General features: G+C 67.4%; 22 protein-coding genes and 4 tRNA genes. 12 read left to right on the top strand and 14 right to left on the bottom strand.

Annotated elements, in window-relative coordinates; translation table 11 throughout:
- Window positions 1-113 precede the first annotated feature (113 nt).
- The 3 genes from H7K45_RS01020 (at window position 114) to H7K45_RS01010 (ending at window position 2738) form a co-directional block, all read left to right on the top strand.
- Window positions 114-746, top strand: a complete 633-nt coding sequence (locus tag H7K45_RS01020) for a GAF domain-containing protein (protein ID WP_263993838.1) — start codon at window positions 114-116, stop codon at window positions 744-746.
- Window positions 747-791: 45 nt separating this feature from the next.
- A complete protein-coding gene (locus H7K45_RS01015; protein ID WP_372512479.1) occupies window positions 792-2285 on the top strand; it encodes a sugar transferase in 1494 nt (497 codons plus the stop codon).
- A gap of 111 nt (window positions 2286-2396) precedes the next feature.
- Window positions 2397-2738 carry a hypothetical protein gene (locus tag H7K45_RS01010; protein WP_263993837.1) on the top strand — a complete coding sequence of 114 codons (342 nt, stop codon included), beginning with the start codon at window positions 2397-2399 and terminating at the stop codon, window positions 2736-2738.
- 174 nt (window positions 2739-2912) lie between these two features.
- Here H7K45_RS01010 and H7K45_RS01005 read toward each other — a convergent pair whose 3' ends face one another.
- The 4 genes from H7K45_RS01005 to H7K45_RS00990 form a co-directional block, all read right to left on the bottom strand.
- The gene (locus H7K45_RS01005; protein ID WP_372512478.1) at window positions 2913-4019 is read right to left on the bottom strand and encodes a GGDEF domain-containing protein; all 1107 of its coding nucleotides are present in this window, start codon (window positions 4017-4019) and stop codon (window positions 2913-2915) included.
- Window positions 4020-4154: 135 nt separating this feature from the next.
- Window positions 4155-4231: transfer RNA gene (locus H7K45_RS01000), tRNA-Phe, on the bottom strand.
- Window positions 4232-4262: 31 nt separating this feature from the next.
- Window positions 4263-4339: transfer RNA gene (locus H7K45_RS00995), tRNA-Asp, on the bottom strand.
- Window positions 4340-4379: 40 nt separating this feature from the next.
- Window positions 4380-4452 (bottom strand) — tRNA-Glu (locus H7K45_RS00990).
- 146 nt (window positions 4453-4598) lie between these two features.
- Between H7K45_RS00990 and H7K45_RS00985 the strand changes: the two genes are divergently transcribed.
- The 3 genes from H7K45_RS00985 to H7K45_RS00975 all read left to right on the top strand — a co-directional run bounded on the left by H7K45_RS00985 (window position 4599) and on the right by H7K45_RS00975 (window position 6266).
- Window positions 4599-4674, top strand: a tRNA-Lys gene (locus H7K45_RS00985).
- A 56-nt stretch (window positions 4675-4730) separates the two neighbouring features.
- Entirely contained in the window at window positions 4731-5696 is a 966-nt protein-coding gene (locus H7K45_RS00980) for an aldo/keto reductase (protein ID WP_263993836.1), read from the top strand.
- 63 nt (window positions 5697-5759) lie between these two features.
- Window positions 5760-6266 (top strand): hypothetical protein, encoded by a 507-nt coding sequence (locus tag H7K45_RS00975; protein WP_263993835.1) that lies wholly within the window; start codon window positions 5760-5762, stop codon window positions 6264-6266.
- A 17-nt stretch (window positions 6267-6283) separates the two neighbouring features.
- Here H7K45_RS00975 and H7K45_RS00970 read toward each other — a convergent pair whose 3' ends face one another.
- Window positions 6284-7282, bottom strand: a complete 999-nt coding sequence (locus H7K45_RS00970; protein ID WP_263993834.1) for an oxygenase MpaB family protein — start codon at window positions 7280-7282, stop codon at window positions 6284-6286.
- Between the two features lie 68 nt (window positions 7283-7350).
- Between H7K45_RS00970 and H7K45_RS00965 the strand changes: the two genes are divergently transcribed.
- The gene (locus H7K45_RS00965) at window positions 7351-7938 is read left to right on the top strand and encodes a TetR/AcrR family transcriptional regulator (RefSeq protein WP_263993833.1); all 588 of its coding nucleotides are present in this window, start codon (window positions 7351-7353) and stop codon (window positions 7936-7938) included.
- On the opposite strand, the gene H7K45_RS00960 is transcribed toward H7K45_RS00965, so the two are convergent.
- Complete coding sequence (locus H7K45_RS00960) at window positions 7939-8400, bottom strand: hypothetical protein (RefSeq protein WP_263993832.1); 462 nt, start codon at window positions 8398-8400, stop codon at window positions 7939-7941.
- 123 nt (window positions 8401-8523) lie between these two features.
- Window positions 8524-8973: a hypothetical protein gene (locus H7K45_RS00955; RefSeq protein ID WP_263993831.1), complete on the bottom strand. Its 450-nt coding sequence runs from the start codon at window positions 8971-8973 to the stop codon at window positions 8524-8526.
- A gap of 210 nt (window positions 8974-9183) precedes the next feature.
- On the opposite strand from H7K45_RS00955, the gene H7K45_RS00950 reads away from it, so the two are divergent.
- The 4 genes from H7K45_RS00950 to phoU all read left to right on the top strand — a co-directional run bounded on the left by H7K45_RS00950 (window position 9184) and on the right by phoU (window position 14368).
- Window positions 9184-10185 carry an acyl-ACP desaturase gene (locus H7K45_RS00950; RefSeq protein WP_263993830.1) on the top strand — a complete coding sequence of 334 codons (1002 nt, stop codon included), beginning with the start codon at window positions 9184-9186 and terminating at the stop codon, window positions 10183-10185.
- A gap of 41 nt (window positions 10186-10226) precedes the next feature.
- Window positions 10227-11360 carry a tRNA dihydrouridine synthase DusB gene (gene dusB / locus H7K45_RS00945; protein ID WP_263994228.1) on the top strand — a complete coding sequence of 378 codons (1134 nt, stop codon included), beginning with the start codon at window positions 10227-10229 and terminating at the stop codon, window positions 11358-11360.
- Window positions 11361-11575: 215 nt separating this feature from the next.
- A complete protein-coding gene (locus tag H7K45_RS00940; RefSeq protein WP_263993828.1) occupies window positions 11576-13606 on the top strand; it encodes an LCP family protein in 2031 nt (676 codons plus the stop codon).
- 93 nt (window positions 13607-13699) lie between these two features.
- Entirely contained in the window at window positions 13700-14368 is a 669-nt protein-coding gene (gene phoU / locus H7K45_RS00935; protein ID WP_263993827.1) for a phosphate signaling complex protein PhoU, read from the top strand.
- On the opposite strand, the gene H7K45_RS00930 is transcribed toward phoU, so the two are convergent.
- Window positions 14362-14880, bottom strand: coding sequence for a MarR family winged helix-turn-helix transcriptional regulator (locus H7K45_RS00930; RefSeq protein ID WP_263993826.1), 519 nt, complete (start codon window positions 14878-14880; stop codon window positions 14362-14364). The two genes, phoU and H7K45_RS00930, sit on opposite strands and share 7 nt — an antisense overlap.
- A gap of 80 nt (window positions 14881-14960) precedes the next feature.
- On the opposite strand from H7K45_RS00930, the gene H7K45_RS00925 reads away from it, so the two are divergent.
- Complete coding sequence (locus H7K45_RS00925; protein WP_263993825.1) at window positions 14961-15935, top strand: quinone oxidoreductase family protein; 975 nt, start codon at window positions 14961-14963, stop codon at window positions 15933-15935.
- Window positions 15936-15942: 7 nt separating this feature from the next.
- Here the strand turns inward: H7K45_RS00925 and pstB are convergent, their stop codons facing one another.
- The 6 genes from pstB to H7K45_RS00895 all read right to left on the bottom strand — a co-directional run bounded on the left by pstB (window position 15943) and on the right by H7K45_RS00895 (window position 21670).
- Window positions 15943-16719: a phosphate ABC transporter ATP-binding protein PstB gene (gene pstB, locus H7K45_RS00920; protein WP_263993824.1), complete on the bottom strand. Its 777-nt coding sequence runs from the start codon at window positions 16717-16719 to the stop codon at window positions 15943-15945.
- Window positions 16720-16728: 9 nt separating this feature from the next.
- Entirely contained in the window at window positions 16729-17643 is a 915-nt protein-coding gene (gene pstA / locus H7K45_RS00915) for a phosphate ABC transporter permease PstA (RefSeq protein ID WP_263993823.1), read from the bottom strand.
- The gene (pstC, locus tag H7K45_RS00910) at window positions 17640-18689 is read right to left on the bottom strand and encodes a phosphate ABC transporter permease subunit PstC (RefSeq protein WP_263993822.1); all 1050 of its coding nucleotides are present in this window, start codon (window positions 18687-18689) and stop codon (window positions 17640-17642) included. Before pstC ends, pstA begins: the two co-directional genes overlap by 4 nt.
- A gap of 48 nt (window positions 18690-18737) precedes the next feature.
- Window positions 18738-19880, bottom strand: coding sequence for a phosphate ABC transporter substrate-binding protein PstS (gene pstS, locus H7K45_RS00905; protein ID WP_372512477.1), 1143 nt, complete (start codon window positions 19878-19880; stop codon window positions 18738-18740).
- Window positions 19881-20003: 123 nt separating this feature from the next.
- On the bottom strand, window positions 20004-20888 hold the full coding sequence (gene mshD / locus H7K45_RS00900) for a mycothiol synthase (protein ID WP_263993821.1): 885 nt from the start codon (window positions 20886-20888) through the stop codon (window positions 20004-20006).
- On the bottom strand, window positions 20885-21670 hold the full coding sequence (locus H7K45_RS00895) for a winged helix-turn-helix transcriptional regulator (protein ID WP_263993820.1): 786 nt from the start codon (window positions 21668-21670) through the stop codon (window positions 20885-20887). The genes mshD and H7K45_RS00895 overlap by 4 nt, the downstream gene beginning before the upstream one ends.
- Window positions 21671-21824 lie beyond the last annotated feature (154 nt).

Here is a 21824-nt window from a genome sequence, read left to right as displayed (position 1 = left end):
GGTCGAAAATACCCCGAGCGTGAGAACGACGGCAGCGACGGTCACTTTTCGAAACGCGCGTCAATTTTTGCTGGACACCCCATTTTCGGCGGTACCGCGCCTATCATCGACGGGTGAGCGACCTGACCGCGGAGACGGACGCCGGAGACGGTGGCTACCTCGACCGCGAAACCGCCCGACGTTTGGTTGCGGGGACGGTCTCGGTCAATCCGGCGGTCCGGGAACTGATGGGGCAGATCACCAAGGACTACGGCGGCGTGGCCCGGCTACTGCGGCTCGTCCTGGCCGACCCCGACCGGCTGACCGCCCTGCAGGGCGCGGGCCTACTCGACGGGGCGCCTCGGATCGCGCTCGACCAGTTCGCGGAGCTCACCGCCGAGGCCCTTGGCGTGCCGTGCGCCGCGGTGTCGATCCTCGCCGACGACCGTCAGATTCGCCTGGGCTGCAACGATTCCGGCGCCGACCGATCGTTCCCACTGGAGGAATCGATCTGCAAGTACGCCGTCGTCAGCGGCCAGCCCTTGATCGTCGACGACATCGCCCGCCACCCGGTGCTGGCCGACCACCCCATGGCGCTCAGCGGCGCCATCCGGGCCTACGCCGCCTTTCCGCTGCATGACGAGCGGGGCACTCCCGCGGGCACGCTGTGCGCGTGGGACCGCGACCCGAGACGGTGGACGAGCGGTCAGGTACAGATCCTCGAGGACCTGGCCGCGGCCGCGCACGCCAGGGTGTTCGGCACGTGAGGCCATGATGCGCGCCGTCGAGCCGGCACGGAAACGGAGGGGCGAGTGATCACGCTGCAGGGGAACGAGGCTCCGCCGTCGTCGCCGTCGATCGGGGTCACCCGTGCCCGGCCGCGGCGTCGCACGCTCGACGAGTTGGCCAGGACCAACCCGCTGAGCACGATCATCACGGTGTCCATCGACGTGTTGGCCGGTTCCGCGGGCGTGGCCCTGGGTTCGTGGTGGGCGTTCGCCACCGAGCCGACGAGCCCTCCGGTGTGGATGTGCTGGCTCTACACCCCGCTGGTCGTCGCGGTGTTCGCCGTGCGAAAGGTGTACTCCCGTCGCCTGAACCGACGATTCCTCGACGAGGTCGGCCCGGTGCTCGCGGGCACGGCGCTCGCGGCGGTGTTGCTGCTGAGCCTGATGGAATTCGCAAGCGCGCCAGGGCACATCGGTGGCATGACCACCAAGATCTGGGTCTGCGTCGTCGCGGTCATGCTGCTGTGCCGGCTGATCCGCGCGGGATACCAACGGCACCTGCGACGGCGCAACCTGCTGCTGTCCCCCGTCATCGTCGTGGGCAACGGGCGCGTCGCCTACCAAATCGTCGAGCGGCTACGCGACAGCCCACAGCACGGACTGTCGGTCGTCGGTTTGGTGGACGCCGAACCGCCGTGGGCCGGAATCGATTCCGAGGGCGTCGCGCCCCCGGTTCCCTACCTGGGCTCGCCGGACGACGTCGACCGGTTGATTCGCGAGACCGGTGCCGAGGGCGTCGTCATCGCCTTCTCACTCACCCAAGACCAATTGCTCACCCCGGTCGTCCGCGTGGCCCACCGGCACGGACTGCGCGTCTGGGTGGTGCCCAGGATGTTCGATTCGGTTGGCGGGAACGTCCGAGTGGAGCACGTCGGCGGCCTTCCGCTACTTGCCGTACCCCACACCGACCCGCAGGGGTGGCAGTTCACGCTGATGAAGCACGTCGGCGATCGAGTGGTGGCCGCCGTCGGGCTGCTACTGATCTCCCCACTGTTCTTGACGTTGATGTTGCTGGTGCGGCTTAGTTCACCGGGCCCCATCCTGTTCCGGCAGCCACGCGTCGGACGTGACGGACAGGTGTTCGACTGTCTGAAGTTTCGGTCGATGCGTGCGCCGCGGGCCTCGGACGCCGACTTCGAGGTCGCGTCGGGGCGGGCGCCCGGTGGCGTCGAGGGCGTGGACCGGCGTACTGCCATCGGCAAGATCATGAGACGGACGTCGCTGGACGAACTGCCTCAGCTCCTCAACGTAATCAAGGGCGACATGAGCCTCGTCGGTCCGCGACCGGAGCGGCCGGAGTTCGTCGCGCTGTTCGACGCGCAGATCCGCCGATACGGTGAGAGACACCGGGTCAAGGCCGGCGTGACCGGCTGGGCCCAGGTTCACGGACTTCGTGGCCAGACCTCGATCGCCGATCGCGCGGAATGGGACAACTACTACATCGAGAATTGGTCGTGGGGACTCGACCTGAAGATCTTGATGCTCACGGTGCTTGCCGTCATGCGCCGGGCGGAGTGAGCAGCGGCGCCAGCGTTGCTAGGTCAGTTATTTCTCCGATACCGAGACACCTTTCTGCAAGCGGTCGCACAATGCGTAAGGCACACGCATATTTGCTCGTAGGGGGTCGCCATGCAGAAGTCGCTCACGGCGTTGGTGTTCGGCGCCGCCACGGCGATGCTGATGGCGGCGCCAGCCCACGGCGAGCCCGCCCCCGACCCGCACATGCCCAACATGCAGAGCGGTTACTGTCCCGGCGGGGGTATGGGGTCACAGATCTCGCTCGCCTACTGTGACGGTGTGCCATTCCCGGACGGGTCCTATTGGCACACGATTCAGTATGGGGCGCCGATGATCGGTCATCCCTATGGCCTTCTCTCGCCGGGTATGCAGTGCGTCGTCGGTGGGGGACCGATCCCCGCGCCGGCCCCACCGGGCGGGTGCGGCGGGGCGGTACCGCCGCCTCCTCCCTAGCACTCCGTCGAAGGGATGGCGCCAGCTCGGTACTCACCCCCTCTTGGAACGACTGCCACCCGATCTGCGGGTACCGGGCGTGCAGGTCGGCGAAGTCGACCCGCGCGCCACGGAACGACGCGACCAGGACGGTGGCGACGAATCGACCGGTGCAGACCATTTCGGTGGGCGCCGTCAGACCTCGATCTGCGTGGCTAATTTGGCCTTCTTGTCCGCGTACATCAACTCATCGGCCTGGGCCACCAACTCCTGCAACGTCCGGCAGTCCCCGGCGGCGACGCGCACCACGCCCACGCTGACCGACAGGTGGTGTCGGCGGTCTGCGGCCTCGTCGAGAGCGCGGAACGACTCCGTCAACCGCGCTTTGAGGACGTCGGAGCACTCTTCGGCCTCGGTGACCAGGATGCAGAATTCGTCACCCCCTGTGCGGGCCACGATGGCAGCGGGCCCCAGGACCGAGCGCAACGTCCGGGCGACGTCGGCAATCACCTCGTCGCCGGCGTCATGCCCCTGTTCGTCGTTGACCTTCTTCAGGCCGTCGACGTCGAGGAAGGCCAGAAGGCAGTCACGGCCGCGGTCGCGCGCCGCGCTCAAGGTCGCCTGGCCCTCCACGTTGAATCCCCGCAGGTTGTGCAATCCGGTCAACTCGTCGGTCAGCGAGAGCCGTCGGATCTCGTCGTTGGCGCTCCTAAGTTCGGCCGTACGCTCTCGCACCCGCTGTTCGAGTTCGGAGATCGTCTGGACGTGCGCCATAGCCACCGACGTCGAATCGGCGAGCCCCTGCAGCAGCGACACCTCCTGAGCCGACGGCATCCGCTCGTGGGCCCAATAGACGCCGATCGCCCCAACCGGTTCCAATCGCCGAATGGGGACCATCACCAGACTCTTGACGAACGTGGTGCGGTACACCGCGTGCGGGATGCGGTCGTCCTGAAACACGTCGGGGATGACCACTGCCTCCCGGTGAAGCATGGCCCATCCGCCGATGCACCCGTCGACCGGAAATCTGCTCCCCTTCCACAGGCGGCCAATGGCATTCTCGTCGGCGTAGAAGCACGTGTCGTTGTCCCGCAACACGATGGTGGCGCCGTCGCACCCGAGGATCTCGCGAGCCGACGTGCGCACGACGCGCAGCACGTCCGCGAGTTCCTGGGCCAGAGAGAGTTCCTGAACCGCGAGCAGGAGCCGTTCCATGCCGCCGGCAGGGTCGGTGAACGTCAGCGCGCTCTCGATGGCCGATCCCACGCCAGGGGGATCGGACTCGACCAGCGAACCGACCATTCCTACCTCCGCGGGGCGTCCTTCGCCTCGATGGATCGAGGCACTGAAAATCGACGGAAGCGTAACAAAGGATGTGTATCGAGGCGGGTCATAGAAGCGCCTGAGAAAAAGACGTCATCTCTGGCGATGACGGTGTGGTGGCCAGGGCCGGGATCGAACCGGCGACCTTCCGCTTTTCAGGCGGACGCTCGTACCAACTGAGCTACCTGGCCGGGACGGCACGCACTTCCTTGCCTCGCCGTTTGGCGACCCTGACGGGACTCGAACCCGCGACCTCCGCCGTGACAGGGCGGCGCGCTAACCAACTGCGCCACAGGGCCTTGCTCTTCCTGCTGCTCCGACGTCGCCGCCGTTGCGTCGTACCCCCAACGGGATTCGAACCCGTGCTACCGCCGTGAAAGGGCGGCGTCCTAGGCCGCTAAACGATGGGGGCCAAAGCCGAATCTCTTCGGGGACTCTCAACGCCGGAGCGTTGGGAGCTTCGATAGCTTAGGTTACCGACCCCCATTTCCTCAAACTTGGGTCCCCGTCCCGCCCCCGGCGACCGCTGCGGGGCCGCCAAGTATCCTGACTCACCACGCCCCTATAGCTCAGTTGGTAGAGCTACGGACTTTTAATCCGCAGGTCCCAGGTTCGAGCCCTGGTGGGGGCACCAGGTTCTCGTCAGCCGGTGGGCCGCGGCGCCGACACCGTCGTCACGGAGGACGCCAAATGACGAACGACCAGACCGTGCGGTTGGGTCTGGGGCTCGCCGCCCTGGGGCGGCCCGCCTACATCACCAGCGGTCGCGCCGACGACGTCGGTGCGGCACGGTCGGTCGACGAGATGCGGGACCGTACCGCCGACGTGCTCGACGCCGCCTACTCGTCCGGCATCCGATACGTCGACGTCGCCCGGTCGTATGGTCTGGCCGAGCAGTTCCTGGCCCATTGGCTCGCCTCCCGCCCCGAGATCGAGGACGTCGAGGTCGCGTCCAAGTGGGGCTACCGCTACGTGGGCGACTGGCAGATGACCGCCGACGTGCACGAGGTGAAGGACCATTCCCTCGACGCGTTCACGCGTCAGCTGGCCGAGACCAAGCAGATCCTCGGCGACCGGGTCGACCTCTATCAGGTGCACTCGGTGACGCCCGACAGCCCGGTGCTCGCCGACCGGGAGCTCCACCGCGCGCTCGCCGACGTCCGTGACGGCGGGCTTCGCATCGGATTGTCCACCTCCGGCCCGCGGCAGGCCGACGTCGTTCGAGCGGCCACGGCGATCGAGGCCGGCGGCCGGCGCTTGTTCACCTCCGTCCAGTCGACCTGGAACCTGCTCGAGACATCGGCCGGCTCAGCACTTTCCGAAGCTCGTGCCGAGGGCATGGCCGTCGTCGTGAAGGAGGTCTTCGCCAATGGCCGGTTGGCCCCCGGCAGCACCGACGTCGCGCCCGGCGTCGAATTGGCGTCGCGCGTGGCCGCCGATCTCGGGATCGGTCTCGACCAGCTCGCCCTTGCCGCCGCCTACCGTCAGCCGTGGTCGCCTCGGGTGCTCTCCGGGGCGGCTACTCCGCTCCAGGTTCGGTCTCACGTCGCGGGTGCCGACTTCGCGTTGCCGACCGATGTGGCCGATGCGCTGGAGGCCGCGGCGGAGGATCCCGCCGACTACTGGGCGGCGCGCGGCCGCCGTCAGTGGGGCTGATTCGGTCGACGAGGTGAGCGCTTGGACCCCCGCCGACGCTCCAACCCGGATACCCTTTCCGCCATGAAGTCGGTGGCGGCGTTCGGGGCGGCGGTGATCGTCTCGATCGCATGCGCAGCGTGCGGTCCCGCGCACGGCGCATCCGGGTCCTCGGTCGTCCGGCCCGCCACCTCCAACCAAGACGCCGGGCCGTCCGACGTTCCCGAGACCCTGGCTGCCGCCACGGCCGCCGCGCAGGCCAACATCGACCGTTTCACTGCCGGGGACTACGCCGGCGTCTGGGAGCACATGGAGTCCGACGTCCGAGCCGGCATCAGCCAGCGGGACTTCGTGACGTTCTACGAGACCTGCAAGAAGCCCGGCGCACGCATCAGCGTCCGCGGGCTCCGCTTGGAAGACGGTGAGGCCGTCGTCGTCATGAAGATTCAGGGCGTGGAGAAGTCCCGGGGCATGGTCTACGAAGACGGCCGGTGGAACATGCAGGCGACCGACGACTTCGCCGCCCGGCTAGGCCAGCCGCTCCCCCAGCTCATCGCCGAGGAGACCGCGGCCGGGCTCTGCTCGCACTGACCGCAACGCCCGAGCGCTCACACCACCGGGCAGTAGTGCATCGGGTTGTCCCGCTCGTCGAGAGGGGGCAGGTTGCGTGCCGGCGTCTCGGGCAGCGGCGCATCAGGGGCGTTGCGTCCCGTGACGCGATCCCAGCCGGCGCGCGCCCGCGGATGCATGCGAGCGCGCTTGGGCAGCAACGAGAATGCGGCGCCCACGAGTCGCCCAAGGCGACGGTGCACCCACTCGTCTCGGTCGGTCCACGTGTAGCCCATCAGGTCTCGGACGGGCGGATCGTAGAGACCCACGGTGAACCATACGAAGAACGGTGCCACCAGCTTCCGTTGCTGACGCCACATCCAGTCGGGCATCTTCTCGGCCCACGGCGGCTTGGGTAGGTCGGTCAGGTCGAGCACTGCGCGCGCGGCGTAGTTGTTCTCCAACACGTTGCGGCACATGTGATCCCAATAGGTCTGGAACTCCTCCCACGTGTTGGGCACCGGGCGCATGCTCATGCCGTACATCCGGTACCACTGGACGTGCTCGTCGAACAGCTGGCGCTTTTCGGCCTCGGTGATGCCGCCGCACAGCCGTTCCGCGACGATGAGGGTCCCCACGAAGAACGTGGAGTGCGCCCAGTAGAAGACCTCGGGATTGAGCGCGTGGTACCGACGGCCTTGCGCGTCAACGCCTTTGATGTCGGTGTGGTAGTCACGAACCTCGGCGCCGGTGCGGGGCGCCCGGTCGGTGTCGAACACGACGCCGCCGATCGGGTAGAGCGACCTCAGCAGCCGGGGCCACCGCTCGCGGAAGAACGTCGAATGCTCCTCGACGGCGGCGCCAAGCTGGGGATGCATGTTCTGCATCGAACCGGCCCACGGGCCCTGCAGGAGGCCTCGCCAGTCACCGAAGTACTTCCACGTCAGGGAGTCGGGACCGAGCGGCACCGGCGGGGCGTCGTATCCCCCGGGCGACACCGGGCAGCCGATGGGCTGCCCGCTGGTCACTGGACACGTCTCGGACGTATCTTGGGTCACCTGGGGACCTTTCCCTGGAGCCGGCGCGGTTTGACTACGCGCGTTGTCATAATGAGTCTAGGAGTGATGTGCCTTCCGGTCAACGACGGGGCCGCTGGTCCGGTGTCCCCCTGCGGGACCGGCAGACGCTTCGGCGCGACGAGCTCATCACCGCCGGTGTGGAGGTGCTCGGCGGCGAGGGCGGCGGATCGCTGACCGTACGCGGCGTGTGCCGGGCGGCCGGCCTGACCGAGCGCTACTTCTACGAAAGCTTCGACGACCGCGACGACTTCGTGCGCGCGGTGTACGACCACGTGTGCAGCACGGCCATGACCACGTTGACGTCGTCGACCACACCGCGCGACGCCGTGGAGCGTTTCGTCGCGCTGATGGTCGACGATCCGATCCGGGGTCGCGTGCTGTTGATCGCCCCCGAGCGGGAACCCGTGCTCACCAAGTCGGGCGCGGAATGGATGCCGAGCTTCATCGAGCTGCTTCAGCACAAGCTGACGCGCATCACCGATCCGGCGGTCCAAGCCATGGTCGCCACCGGACTCGTCGGTGCACTGACGGCCTTGTTCACGGCCTATCTGAATGGGCGACTCGACGCCACCCGGGAGCAGTTCATCGACTACTGCGTCGACATGCTGCTCAGCCGGGCGTCGTCACACCATTAGTTACTCGCCGGGAGCGCCGGGCGACTGGCCGTCACCGGCCAATTCGTCGGTTGCGTCCTGCGCGGCCTGCGCCTGGGCCTGGGCCTTGGCCTCTTCTTCGTCGGCCGCCGACTTCGCCGCGCGACCCTCTTCGCTGCCCTGCGACAGACCGGGCGTCGTCGCGGTGGCGTAACCGCCGTTGCAGTTCAGGTAGAACTGCACGGTGTTGGACACGTGGGCACCGTCGTTGGCGCTGGCGAACGGGGCGGTCTGCGACCGGTCGACGATGCAGTCGCTCTCGGAGAGCTTGTCTCCGGTGCGAGCCGCGACGACGACCGTCTGGCCCGCATCACTCGCGGCGGACGACGCATCGGAATACTTCTGACCCGCGTAGGAATCGGCCGAGGCCACCCCACCGCCGAGAAGCGCCGACACTGCCAACGCGCCAATGGCGCCAGAACCAACAACGATGAGCTTCTTCACTTCTAGCCCTATCTATCCGCGGAGTCACAGCCTGCTCGCCGGGATATTACAGCCGCATGTGCCGCAGCGCAGCGGCTCCCGTCAATAGACGGGAGGCGTCGAATTCGGGGGCCTCGGAGCGGTTTACTCGCCGCCCGCGACGGCCAGCTGATCATCCTCGGACTGCTGCGCGGCCGCCGCTTCCTGAGCCTCGCGCTGCTTCTTTGCTGCCAGGTCGGCCTGGTAGATCTTCTGACCCTCGGGGCTTTGCAGCGAGAAGCCGGGCCACAGCTTGGTCGAGTACTTGGCATAGCAGTTCAGGTTGACGTTCATCTGCTTGTTGGCCTGGTTGCCGAACCCGTCGATACCCGAGGCCGGGGTCGCACTGGTGACGATGCACTGGTCCCAATCCTTGCGATCCCCAACGGTCGACGTCACGACGGCCGACGTGCCCTGCTGACTGAGAGTCGCCTTGGCGTCGGCATAGGTTTGCCCGACGACGCCGCTGTCGGCCCCGGCGATGCCTCCGCCGAGGCTCAACGCCACCGCCGCCGAACCCAATGCACCGACTCCGGCAACCAAGAACTTGTTCACGTGAGGTGACCTTTCGTCGTCAACGGGCGCGCGGTCGCGGATACGTCGTTTGCCAGCGGGGATGTTTCTGCCGCGAATACTACCCTTGCCTCCGGATTGCCTGTGAGTCTTGATAACGACGTGATGACACTGCGGTCGAGGAACTTGATGTCACCGGGGGACACAGATATATTGAGTGCAACCAACGGGTACAGATAACTGGGAGGGTTCATGTCGACCGAGTTGACCGACCTGCAGCTGCTACACGAACTCGAGCCAGTGGTGGAGCAGAACATCAACCGCCACATGCGCATGCGCAAGGACTGGAACCCGCATGACTACATTCCGTGGTCCGACGGCAAGAACTACTACGCCCTCGGCGGGCAAGACTGGGATCCCGAGCAGTCCAAGCTCTCCGAGGTCGCGCAGGTCTCGATGCTGCAGAACCTGCTCACCGAGGACAACCTGCCGTCCTACCACCGCGAGATCGCCATGAACTTCAGCATGGACGGCCCGTGGGGTTACTGGGTCAACCGGTGGACCGCCGAGGAGAACCGGCACGGCATCGCGCTGCGCGACTATCTCGTCGTCACTCGCGCCATCGACCCCCTCGAGCTCGAGGAGCTGCGCGTCGAGCAGGTCACCCGCGGCTTCAGCCCCGGCCAGGGCCCGCAGGGCGAGATGTTCGCCGAAAGCCTCTTCGACTCGGTCATCTACGTCACCTTCCAGGAACTCGCCACGCGCGTCTCGCACCGCAACACCGGCAAGGCGTGCAACGAGACGGTCGCCGACCAACTGCTGCAACGCGTTTCGGCCGACGAGAACCTGCACATGATCTTCTACCGCGACGTCAGCGCGGCCGGTCTGGACTTCGCGCCCAACCAGGCGATGAAGTCGCTGCACCGGGTGCTGCGCAATTTCAAGATGCCCGGTTACACCGTTCCCGAGTTCCGCCGCAAGGCCGTCGTCATCGCCGTCGGCGGCGTCTACGACCCGCGCATCCACCTCGACGACGTCGTGATGCCCGTGCTCAAGAAGTGGCGCATCTTCGAGCGTGAGGACTTCACCGGCGAGGCCGCCGAGATGCGCGACGACCTCGGCAAGCTCGTCGACGAACTCGAGGAGACCTGCCAGAAGTTCGAGGTCGCCAAGGAGCGCCGGCTCGAGCGCGAGCGCAAGATGGCGGAGAAGAAGGAAATGAAGAACTTGTTGGTGACGTCATCAGCGTCCTGACCGACGCACCCGTATCGGCCCGATCCGTTCCCGGCCCCGGGATCAAGATCGGGCCGATCGCGTTGCGCAGCCCCGTCGTCCTCGCGCCCATGGCCGGGGTCACCAACGTGGCGTTCCGCACCCTGTGCCGCGAGCTCGAGCTGGCCAGAGCGGGCACCGTCAGCGGCCTGTACGTCTGCGAGATGGTCACGGCTCGTGCGCTCGTCGAACGCAACGAGAGCACGCTGCACATGACGACGTTCGGTCCCGAGGAGTCGCCGCGGTCGCTGCAGCTCTACACCGTCGACCCAGCCACCACCTACGCCGCGGCGAAGATGATCGTCGACGAGGACATGGCCGATCACATCGACATGAACTTCGGCTGCCCGGTCCCCAAGGTCACCCGTCGCGGGGGCGGTGCGGCGCTGCCCTACAAGCGCAAGCTGTTCGGCCAGATCGTGGCCGCTGCGGTACGCGCCACGGCCGGCACCAGGATCCCGGTCACCGTGAAATTCCGCATCGGCATCGACGACGACCACCACACCCACCTCGACGCCGGCCGCATTGCCGCCGCCGAGGGCGCGGCGGCGGTTGCACTGCACGCCCGCACCGCGGCACAGCGCTACTCCGGCACGGCCGACTGGAACCAGATCGCCGAGCTCAAGCAACACGTCACCGACATCCCCGTGCTGGGCAACGGCGACATCTTCGTCGCCGACGACGCCCTGAAGATGATGGCCGAGACCGGGTGCGACGGAGTCGTCATCGGCCGCGGCTGCCTTGGTCGGCCGTGGCTGTTCGCCGAGCTGTCGGCGGCGTTCAACGGCGTCGAGGCCCCGGTGCCGCCCACCCTCGGCGAGGTCGCCGACATCGCCCGTCGTCACGGGCAGCTCCTCGCTGCGCACTTCGGCGAGGACAAGGGCATGCGCGACATCCGCAAGCACGTCGCCTGGTACCTGCACGGGTTCCCCGCCGGCGCCGATCTGCGCCGTGCGCTGGCGTTGGTCAAGACGCTCGACGAGCTCGACGAACTGCTCGGCCAGCTGGATCCCGACGTGCCGTTTCCGCCTGCTGCCGAGGGTCCGCGCGGACGACAAGGTTCCCCGGGATCGGTGTCCCTACCCGAGGGCTGGCTCGGCGACCCGGATGACTGCACGGTGCCCTCGGGGGCCGACGTTATGCACTCCGGGGGCTGAACCGACGCCCGTGCGAGACGTCTTCGAGACGCCACCGACACCGTCTCGGACTGGCTCGACATCGGGTTGTCTCAGTACGATGGGAAACCACCATGACGGGTTCCGACTGGCTTCGAGTGGCCAAGCCCCTGTCGTGCTGCTAGAAGACTAGAAGCAGACGAGTTCGATCGGTGCGCACGAACGCACCGATACACACGGTCGGAGGCCGACAGGACATGAGTGACGGCGACAACGCCGCTCCCGGTCGTCGGCAACGGAGCGGACCCGACGACGCCTCGTCCGGTGACGAGAAACGCGTCAACGACTGGATTACCCGATCGACGCGGCCGGCGCCAGGCGCCGCGCCGTGGGAGCGTTCCCAGACCCCATCCGACGCGCCGGCAGGCAACCACACCGACGGCGTCACCGTCGCCGACCTGATCGCCAAGATCACCGGCACGCACCCCGAGCCCGCGCCCGAACCAGAAGTCGACGCCGAGTCCGAGGCCGACGAACAGTCCGGCCACGACGACGACGTGGCCTACGACGACGCCCCCGACGCCGTCCCCGGAGACGACACCACCGTCATTCCCGTCGTCCCGGCCCACGCCTCCGAATTGCCCGACCTGACGGGCCTGGCCAGGGAACCCGCGACACCGGAGCGGATCGACGGCGTCACCCCGACCCCCGTCACGACGTCCTCGCACCGCGGTCGCCACACGGCGATGGTGATGGGCAGGGTCGCCGCGGCGCTCATCGCGGTCCTCGCGTTGGCGCTGACCGGCGCCGCCTGGCAGTGGCAGGCGTCCAAGGACAAAAGCCTCAACAAGGTGGCCGCGCTCGACCCGAACTCCCGCGACATCGTCGACCCCGGCGCGCAGTTCGGCGACGAGAACTTCCTCATCGTCGGCACCGACAGTCGCCTCGGGCAGAACAGCGACATGGGTGCGGGCACCACCGACGACGCAGCCGGCGCCCGGTCGGACACGATCATGCTGGTCAACATCCCGGCCAATCGCAAACGCGTTGTCGCCGTGTCGTTCCCGCGCGATTTGTCCATCACTCCCATGCAGTGCGAGCACTGGGACCCCACGACCAGCACCTACGGTCCGGCCACCGACCCGGATTCCCCCGTCTACGGCATGGACAAGGTCTACACCGAGACCAAGTTGAATTCGGCCTACGCGGTCGGCGGCCCGAAGTGCCTCGTGAAGGTCATCCAGAAGCTTTCAGGTCTGTCGGTGAATCGGTTCATGGCCGTCGACTTCGCCGGCTTCTCCAAGATGGTCGACGCACTCGGCGGCGTCGAGGTCTGTTCCACCACGCCGCTCGAGGACTACGAGCTGGGGACGGTCTTGCCCAATGCCGGCCGACAGATCGTCGACGGGCACACCGCGCTGCAGTACGTCCGCGCGCGGCAAGTGACCACCGAGACCAACGGCGACTACGGCCGCATCAAGCGCCAACAGCTGTTCCTGTCGTCGCTGCTGCGTTCGCTGATCTCCAAGGACACGTTCTTCTCGCTCAGCAAGCTCAACAACGTGGTGAACCTGTTCATCAACGACAGCTACGTCGACAACATCCAGACCAAGGACCTCGTCGACCTCGGTCAGTCCGTGCAGGGCGTCAACGTCGGACGCATCACGTTCGTCACGGTGCCGACGGTCGGCTATGCCGACGAGTACGGCAACGAGGTGCCCCGCACCGACGACATGCGCAGCCTCTTCGACGCGATCATCAACGACGATCCACTTCCGGAGGAGAAGACCGTCGGACCCACGCTGGCCGACAAGCCCGAGGCCGTCGTGCCACCGCCGCCGGTGGCGGACAACACCGGCGAACTCGTCGACGCCGTCACCACCAGCCCCGGCGACATCACCGTGCGCGTGTCCAACTCGACCGGGGAGGACGGCCTCGCGTCCACCGCCGCGAGCGACCTGCAGCAGCACGGGTTCAACGTCGACACCCCCGACGACTACCCCGGCCCCCTGGACTCCACGACGGTGTTCTTCTCCTCGGGCAACGAGCAGGCCGCCGCGACCGTCGCCTCGTCGTTCGCCTCCCCCGCGATCCCCCCGATCGAGCGGGTCTCCGGCATGGGCAACGTGGTCCGAGTGGTGCTCGGTTCGGACTTCAACGCCGTCAACGCGCCGTCCCCGAGCGGGTCCTCGGTCCAGGTCCACGTCGTGCACGATCGCAGCGCCGAGAAATCCCATCTCCCCGAGGACCTGACCGTCACCAATGCCGCGGACACCACCTGCGAGTGACGCGGTCGAACGGGCATTGCGGCAGGTGGCATTCACCTTTCGTTCACCCGTGAGGTCGTGACGACGGCGTCGACCTACCCGTAGGCTTGGTACATGCGTACCGCCTACCACGAGCAACTGGCCTCGTTGACCGACCAGCTCGGTGAGATGTGCGGCCTTGCCGGTGTGGCCATGGAGCGTGCCACCCAGTCCTTGCTCCAGGCCGATCTCGTCCTCGCCGAGCAGGTCATCACCGATCACGAACAGATCGCCGCGATGAGTGCGCGCGCCGAAGAGGCGGCCTTCGTCCTCCTGGCGTTGCAGGCCCCCGTGGCGGGCGATCTCCGCGCGATCGTCAGCTCGATTCAGATCGTGGCCGACGTCGACCGGATGGGAGCGCTGGCACTGCACGTCGCGAAGATCGCCCGGCGTCGCCATCCCCAGCACGTCCTGCCGGAGGAAGTCAACGGTTACTTCGCCGAAATGGGCCGTCTTGCAGTCGAACTCGGCAACAGCGCCCAGGAGGTGCTGGTCAGCCGGGACCCGCAAAAGGCTGCCCGCATCCGCGAAGAGGACGACGCGATGGACGACCTCCACCGTCACCTGTTCTCCGTGCTGATGGATCGCGAGTGGCGCCACGGCGTGGTCGCCGCGGTCGACGTGACCCTGCTGAGCCGGTTCTACGAGCGTTTCGCCGACCATGCGGTCGAGGTCGCCCGTCGCGTGATCTTCCAGGTGACCGGCCGCTTCCCCGACGAGGAAGTGGTCCCCGCGCCTCACTGACGGGTGATGCGAACCCCCACCTTGGTGGCCGCCAGCAAGTCCCGCAGCACCTTAGCCAGTACGTGGAGTTCGGCGTTGCCGTAGGCGGCGAGGAAGTCCTGGCGGCCGTGGTCCATCTCGTCGTGCAGGCGCCGATGCGCCTCGGCGACGTGTTCCCCGTCGCGCGTCAGCACCAATTCGACCTCCTTGCGGTTGCCGGGGATGGGCCTGCGGGTGACGAGATGAGCGTCGACCAGTCGTTGGACGTGCTTGGACACCGTCCCCTTCAGTTGCCCGGAGCGGGCCGCCAGGCCGACGACGCTGACGGGCCCGTCGGCGATCGCGGCGAGAAGATGCAACGACAACGTCGGTAGGCCGCGAACCGCCGCGCTCAACCGGGGCGGGCACAGGCGGGCCATGAAGTCGCGTTCGGCGTCGTCGTCCTCGCCGCCGGTCATCTCGACGTCGAACTTGTCCCCCACCGCGGCGAGCAGTCCGACGACTTCCTCGACCAGTGCGGACTTGGTTTTCACGGAAACCATCTTGCCATCGGGTGGGCGGCGTCGTACATTGTTTCCATAGAAACCATATCGGGGGAAACGAAGGAGCCGTGATGAAGGCAGCAGTGGTCCACGAGTGGGGTGCGGCGCCGGTGTACGCCGACCAGCCCGAGCCCGACGTCACCGGCGGCGGCGTCGTCGCGACGGTCGAGGCGTCGGCGCTGACCAACCTCACCAAGGGCCTGATGTCCGGAAAGCACTACGCCAGCAAGCAAATTCAGCTACCCGCCATCCCGGGCGTGGACGGCGTCGCCCGTCTCGAGGACGGCACCCGCGTCTACACCGGCGCGCTCAAGCCCTACGGGATGATGGCCGAACGCACCCTCGTCGACCCGCAGGGCGCCGTGGTGGTGCCCGACCACGTCGACTCCGTCACCGCAGCCGCCATCCCCAATCCGGGCGTCTCGGCGTGGATGTCGCTTCAGCACGCGGCCGCGATCAAGCCGGGTGCCCACGTCTTGGTGCTCGGCGCCACCGGCGTCACCGGGTCGACGGCAGTCCAGCTGGCCAAGTCGGCGTTTGGCGCCGGTCGGGTGGTCGTCGCGGGCCGCGACACCGCCCGGCTGGAGTGGTTGCGCACCGTCGGCGCCGACGACGTCATCGCTCTCGGCGAGGAGGACCTACGCGCCCGGGCGGCCACCCTGCACGCAGAGCGGCCCTTCGACGCGGTCCTGGACTACCTGTGGGGCAAGACGGCAGAGCAGGTGCTCGCCGCGCTCGGCGCCAGCGAGCTCTCCGCGCCCTACTACGAGACACGGTTCGTGCAGATCGGGTCGATCACCGGACTGGACATCACCCTGCCGGCAGGCATCCTGCGCAGCGCAGGCATCATCCTCAGTGGCGTCGGCCTCGGAAGTGCGCCACCAGAGGTGCTCGCCCACATCCGGTCCGAGGCACTTCCGAAGCTGTTCGACATGGTCGCCGCCGGTGACCTACACCTCGAGGTTCAACCCAAGCCGCTGGCCGACGTCGAACGTCTGTGGACGGCCAAGGAACCGTCGGGCACCCGCGTCGTCCTGGTGCCCTGAAACGCGACTAGCCGAAGCGGCCCGAGATGTAGTCCTCGGTCGCCTTCTGCGTGGGGTTGGAGAAGATCTTCTCCGTGTCGTCGATCTCGATCAGTTTGCCGGGCTTGCCCGTCGCCTCGAGATTGAAGAACGCGGTCTGATCGCTGACTCGGGCGGCCTGCTGCATGTTGTGCGTGACGATCACGATCGTGAAGTCCTGCTTGAGCTCGGAGATGAGATCCTCGATGGCCAGCGTCGAGATCGGGTCGAGCGCCGAGCACGGCTCGTCCATGAGCAGTACGTCGGGCTGCACGGCGATTGCCCGGGCGATGCAGAGTCGCTGCTGCTGCCCGCCCGAGAGCCCGCCGCCGGGCTTGTCCAGCCGGTCCTTGACCTCGTTCCACAGGTTGGCGCCCTTGAGGGACTGCTCGGCGACCTCGTCGAGCGCCTTCTTGCTGTGACGGCCCTGCAGCTTCAGCCCAGCCACGACGTTGTCGCGAATCGACATGGTGGGGAACGGGTTTGGCCGCTGAAACACCATGCCGATGGTCTTGCGCACCCCGACGGGGTCGACGCCCGCGCCGTAGATGTCCTCGCCGTCGAGCAGCACCGAGCCTTCGACGCGCGCGCCGGGGATCACCTCGTGCATGCGGTTCAGGGTGCGCAGCACCGTCGACTTGCCACAGCCCGACGGCCCGATGAATGCCGTCACACTGCGCGGCTGCACCGACAGCGCCACGTCGGCCACGGCGTGGAACGACCCGTAGTAGATGTTGACGTCTTTGAGGTCCAGGCGTTTGGCCACGGAATGCTCCTACACTTTCTTGGGAGAGAAGATCTTTGCGACCAGGCGCGCCGCGACGTTGAGGATGGCGATCAGCAACACCAAGGTCAGGGCCGCGCCCCAAAGACGGTCGGTGGGAATCGGGTTGGCCCCGGCGCCTGCGGAGATCTGGTCGTACATCATGCCGGGCAGCGAGCCCATGAATCCGCCGAACATGTCGAAGTTGATCGACGCCGCGTAGCCCACCAGGATCAGCAGCGGCGCGGTTTCGCCCATCACGCGGGCCAGCGCGAGCATGATGCCGGTGACGATGCCCGAGAGCGCGGTCGGAATGACGATCCGCACGATGGTCTTCCACTTCGGTACGCCGAGTGCGTAACTCGCCTCGCGAAGATCCATGGGGACGATTCGCAACATTTCCTCGGTGGCCCGCACGATGACCGGGATCATCAGCAGCACGAGCGCCAGCGACACCGCGAATCCGGAGCGCTCGAAGCCCAGCGTCGCCACCCACAGCGCGTAGATGAACAGCGCCGCCACGATCGACGGCACACCGGTGAGGATGTCGACCATGAACGTGGTGACGCGGCCCAGCCGCGTGCCGCCGCCGTACTCGACGAGGTAGACCGCGACCATCACGCCGACAGGAATCGAGATCAGCGAGCACACCAGTCCTTGCAGCAGCGTGCCCATCACCGCGTGGTAGACGCCGCCACCGGGTGAGAACGCCGTGGTTCCCGCCTGAGAGTTGGTGAACCACACCGACGAGGTCACCGCGGCGAATCCCTTGCTGATCACCGAGTACAGCACCCACACCAGCGGCACCAGGGCGATGAGCACTGAAGCCGAGACCAGCACGGTCGCCACGTTGTTGGTCAGCTTCCGCTTGGCGCTGACGCCCTGGAACGTCGGCGCTTTTACGGGCTTGTCGAGTGTCGAGGTCACGACTTCGCGCCCCTTCCGGCGACCGCGGCACGGGCCAGCGAGTTCACCACGAACGTGAGGATGAACAGCACCAGGCCCGCCGCAATGTAGGCGCCTGCCTTGTATTGGTCGTTGAATTCGCTTGCCGCCGAGGCGATCTTGCTGGCGAAGGTGTAGCCGCCGTCGAAGAGCGACCAGCCGAACGCCGACTGCGTGCCGCGCAGGATGATGAGCAGGGCGATGGTCTCGCCAAGCGCCCGGCCGAGGCCGAGCATGGCACCGCTGATGTAGCCCGACAGCCCGAACGGCAGGACCGTCGTCCTGACGACCTCCCAGCGCGTGGCGCCGAGCGCGAGGGCGGCCTCGATCTGTCCGCGGGGGGTCTGGATGAACACCTCTCGGGCGACCGCGGTGATGATCGGCAGGATCATCACAGCGAGCACGATGCCCGCCGTGAAGATCGTGCCGCCGCCGGCCACCGACGCCGTACCCGTCTTGAACAGGAACAGCCAATCCAAGTTCTGGTTGAGCCACACGGCGAACGGCTTGAGCACGGGGGCCAGCACGTAGAGGCCCCACACGCCGTAGACGATCGAGGGCACCGCCGCCAGCAGATCCACCACGTAGGCCAGCGGACCGGAGAGTCGCCGCGGCGAGTACTGGGTGAGGAAGATCGCGATCCCCAGCGCCACGGGCATCGCCAGCACCAACGCGAACACCGAGACGAACACCGTCACCTGAATCAAGTCGAGGATGCCGAACTGCATCTTCGAGGTGTCCGTGGTGATCCAGTTGCCGCCGTAGGTGAAGAAGTTCGCCTCGTTACGGCTCAGCGCGGGGACCGCGCGCCAGATCAAGAACACCGCGATCGCCGCGATCAGGACGACGATGGCGACGCCGGCACCCTGCGCCAGACCGCCGAATATGCGGTCTCCCAGGCGCACCTTGGCGCCCTTGGACGGGTTGGTGGAGATGGGTTCCGGTGCGGGAAGGGGCGAAGCGATCACTTCGCCCGATCCCGCGCCGGCTGGGTTCGGTGTCGTCACTGTCATCCCGTTGTCGGTCATTGCTTCCAGAACCCATCCTCACCGCGTTGGTGGCGGTATGCCAACCGTCTAGGCAATTGCGTCGACGGACTTGAGCAAGCGCTCCTTGAAGCTGTCGGGCAGCGGGACGAAGCCGGCGGCCGACAGGTTGGCCTGACCCTGATCGGCCGACACCGTCAGGAACGACTTCACCGCGGCGGCGGTGTCGGCGTCGTATCCCTTGGAGCAGACGATTTCGTAGGTGGCCAGCATCAACGGGTAGGCGCCGGCTTCCTTGGAGGCGTAGAGCGCGTTGAGGTCGAGCGTCAGGTCCATGCCGTCGGCCTTGAACTTGGCGTCGCCGACGGCCTTGGCCGTCGAGTCGTCGGTGAGTTCGACGGCGCCCGCGCCGCTGTCGATCTGCGCGAAGGGCAGGTTGGCCGCCTTCGCAGGGCTCTTCTCGACGTAGCCGATGGCACCGGGGGTGGCCTGCACGGCCTGCACGACGCCGGAGGACTTCTGGGCGCCTTCACCGGCACCGCCCTGGAACTCCTTGCCCGCGCCCTTGGTCCACGTCTGCGGCGCGGCGGCGGTCAGGTACTTCTGGAAGTTGTCGGTCGTGCCCGACGAATCCGACCGGTAGATCGGGGTGATCTTGGTGTCGGGCAGGGTGGCGCCACTGTTGAGTGCGGCGATGGCCGGGTCGTTCCAGGTGGTGATGGCACCGGTGAAGATCTTGGCCAGCACGTCGGCGTTCACGACGAGCTTGTCGACGCCCTCGAGGTTGTAGGCCATCGCGACCGGGCCGAACACCAGCGGCAGGTTCCACGCCGGGTTGCCGCCACAGCGCTCGGTGGCCGGGGCGACCTGGTCGGCGGCCAGCGCCGAGTCCGAGCCCGCGAAGTCGACCTGCTTGGCGAGGAACTGCGTCACGCCCGCACCGGAGCCGGTGGGGTTGTAGGACAGGGACTTGCCCGAGCAGACCTGGCCCCACGCCTTGTTGAACTCGGCGATGGCGTTCTGCTGGGCGGTGGAACCCTCGGCGGTCAGGGCGGCCTTGCCGCCGCAGTCGGCCGCACCGGCCGCGGCGGACGACGATCCCGATGCACCGCTGGACGACGTACCGGAATTGTTGTCGCTGCCGCACGCGGTCATGGACAACGCGAGTGCGGCCGCGGACAGCGCCACCATGAACGGGGTGCCGGCGCTGGTGCCAAAGCGATTGAGCTTCACTTATCCCACTTTCGATTTTTGACTGCCTCAGGACTCCACGGCAACGTATGCGGCGTCGGTGGACGGGTCGCTGACGAAAGGTGAACGAGCAGTGAACAGCCTCAGCGATTTCACAGCTGAGGACTAACGGCGGGTGTACGCCACGTCTGCTGTGAAGATGGTGAAAGCGAGCCGTTCGTACGTCTTCACGGCGGCAGAGTTATCTGCCTCCACGTAAAGCGTCACATCCGCGTCGGGGCCGAGCCGGTCCGCCAGGTGGTGCAGACCGACCAACGTCAGCAGCGCCCCGAGACCACGCCCCTGGGCGCTCGGGTCGACGCCGACGACGTAGACCTCTCCCAGGGCCGGCCCATGAACCTTGGTCCAGTGAAAGCCGAGGAGCTCTTCGGTCGCGGCGTCGAACGCCAAGAACAGCCCAGCCGGGTCGAACCACGCCTCGCCGCGCCGTTCGGCGACGTCGGCCTCGGTCCAACCGCCCTGTTCGGGATGCCAGGAGAAGGCGGCGTTGTTCACCCGCAGCAGCTCCGCGTCGTCCTCGGGTCCGGCGTAGGTGCGCAGCAGCACCCCGTCGGCCGGCTTCACCTCGGGAAGGTCGCGCAGTGGGCGGCGCATCTGCAGCAGCCGGCGCGCGGCGACGAGGTCGAGGGACGCGGCAGTGGCCCGCGCCGGCGGCAAGTCTCCGTGTGCCCACACCCGGGTGCCGGGACCGCCCTCGGCCAAGCCCGTGCGGATCAGGTCGGCCCCGACGCCCCGACGGCGGGCGTCGGGGTGCACGACGGCCTCGGCCATTGCGGGTGCCTCTTCCGTGGCGGGTGCGAGGTTGAGGTATCCGACGACGTGGTCGTCGAGGGTGGCGACGAGGTGCGCGGTCCGGTCCCGCGGGAGCTCCCGCAGGATCTGGTCACCGACGGGTGCGGTCCCGTCGACGGCGTGGGCGGCGTCCACGATCTCGGTGATCCGTCGCTGGTCGGCGTCGGAGAGCGTCGTGCGCCAGGTGAGGTCGGTCACTGGGCGCGAAGTGGGTCGCCCAAGTCGTCGACGAATCCCGCCGGGTCCTGGTCGTAGCCGTCGACGTCGTCGTAGTCGTCCCCGGGATCGGACTCGGGAGCCGGGGGGCGGCCCCGCGCCGGCCTGACCGCCTTGTATCCGACGTTCCTCACGGTGCCGATGAGCGATTCGTACTCGGGCCCGAGCTTGGCGCGGAGACGTCGCACGTGGACGTCGACCGTGCGGGTGCCACCGAAGAAGTCGTAACCCCAGACCTCCTGCAACAGCTGCGCCCGGGTGAACACCCGACCGGCGTGCAGCGCCAGGTACTTCAGCAGCTCGAACTCCTTGTAGGTGAGGTCGAGCGGTCGGCCGCGAAGCCGGGCGGTGTAGGTGCCCTCGTCGATGACGAGTTCGCCAAGATTGACCTTGCCTGCACTTTCCTGGTCGGCGGCACCGCCGCGGCGTCCAACCAGCAACCGCAGCCGCGCGTCGATTTCGGCGGGGCCGGTACTGGGCAGCAGGATCTCGTCGAGACCCCATTCGACGTTGACGGCGACCAGACCACCCTCGTTGACGACCGCGACGACGGGCACCGCCGTGCCGGTGGTGCCCAGCAGCCGGCACAGGCCGCGCGCGGCGGCGAGATCGGTGCGCGCGTCGACGATGGCCACGTCCGCGGTGCCCGCCTCCAGCAGCGACGACACCTCGGTCGGCGCAGCGCGCACGCTGTGCGCCAGCAGCGCCAACGACGGCAGCACCGATTCCGGGTGCGGGTCGACGGTCAGTAGCAGTAGATCCAACGGGTCCTCCAGCGCATTTCGGGAAGGTGACCCGGCGTCGTCAACACTGACACTGTCGGCAATCTCCCAGATTCATGGCTGACACGCGGCCGTTACCGGCCGACGATGGCATAACGATAGCGTGCAACCTGCGAATTTGCCGCGCTGGGCAATT

Origin of the sequence: Mycobacterium yunnanensis (assembly GCF_025823185.1) — a bacterium.
GTDB classification, from domain to species: domain Bacteria; phylum Actinomycetota; class Actinomycetes; order Mycobacteriales; family Mycobacteriaceae; genus Mycobacterium; species Mycobacterium yunnanensis.
Note: the sequence above shows the minus strand (reverse complement) of the source record. Positions and strands in the feature narration are given on the sequence as shown.

Coding starts and splice junctions, on each gene's coding strand:
- H7K45_RS01010 (WP_263993837.1), top strand. CDS start 2,397: ATGCAGAAGTCGCTCACGGCGTTGGTGTTCGGCGCCGCCACGGCGATG.
- H7K45_RS01005 (WP_372512478.1), bottom strand. CDS start 4,019: ATGGTCGGTTCGCTGGTCGAGTCCGATCCCCCTGGCGTGGGATCGGCC.
- H7K45_RS00980 (WP_263993836.1), top strand. CDS start 4,731: ATGACGAACGACCAGACCGTGCGGTTGGGTCTGGGGCTCGCCGCCCTG.
- H7K45_RS00975 (WP_263993835.1), top strand. CDS start 5,760: ATGAAGTCGGTGGCGGCGTTCGGGGCGGCGGTGATCGTCTCGATCGCA.
- H7K45_RS00950 (WP_263993830.1), top strand. CDS start 9,184: ATGTCGACCGAGTTGACCGACCTGCAGCTGCTACACGAACTCGAGCCA.
- H7K45_RS00940 (WP_263993828.1), top strand. CDS start 11,576: ATGAGTGACGGCGACAACGCCGCTCCCGGTCGTCGGCAACGGAGCGGA.
- phoU (WP_263993827.1), top strand. CDS start 13,700: ATGCGTACCGCCTACCACGAGCAACTGGCCTCGTTGACCGACCAGCTC.
- H7K45_RS00925 (WP_263993825.1), top strand. CDS start 14,961: ATGAAGGCAGCAGTGGTCCACGAGTGGGGTGCGGCGCCGGTGTACGCC.
- pstC (WP_263993822.1), bottom strand. CDS start 18,689: ATGACCGACAACGGGATGACAGTGACGACACCGAACCCAGCCGGCGCG.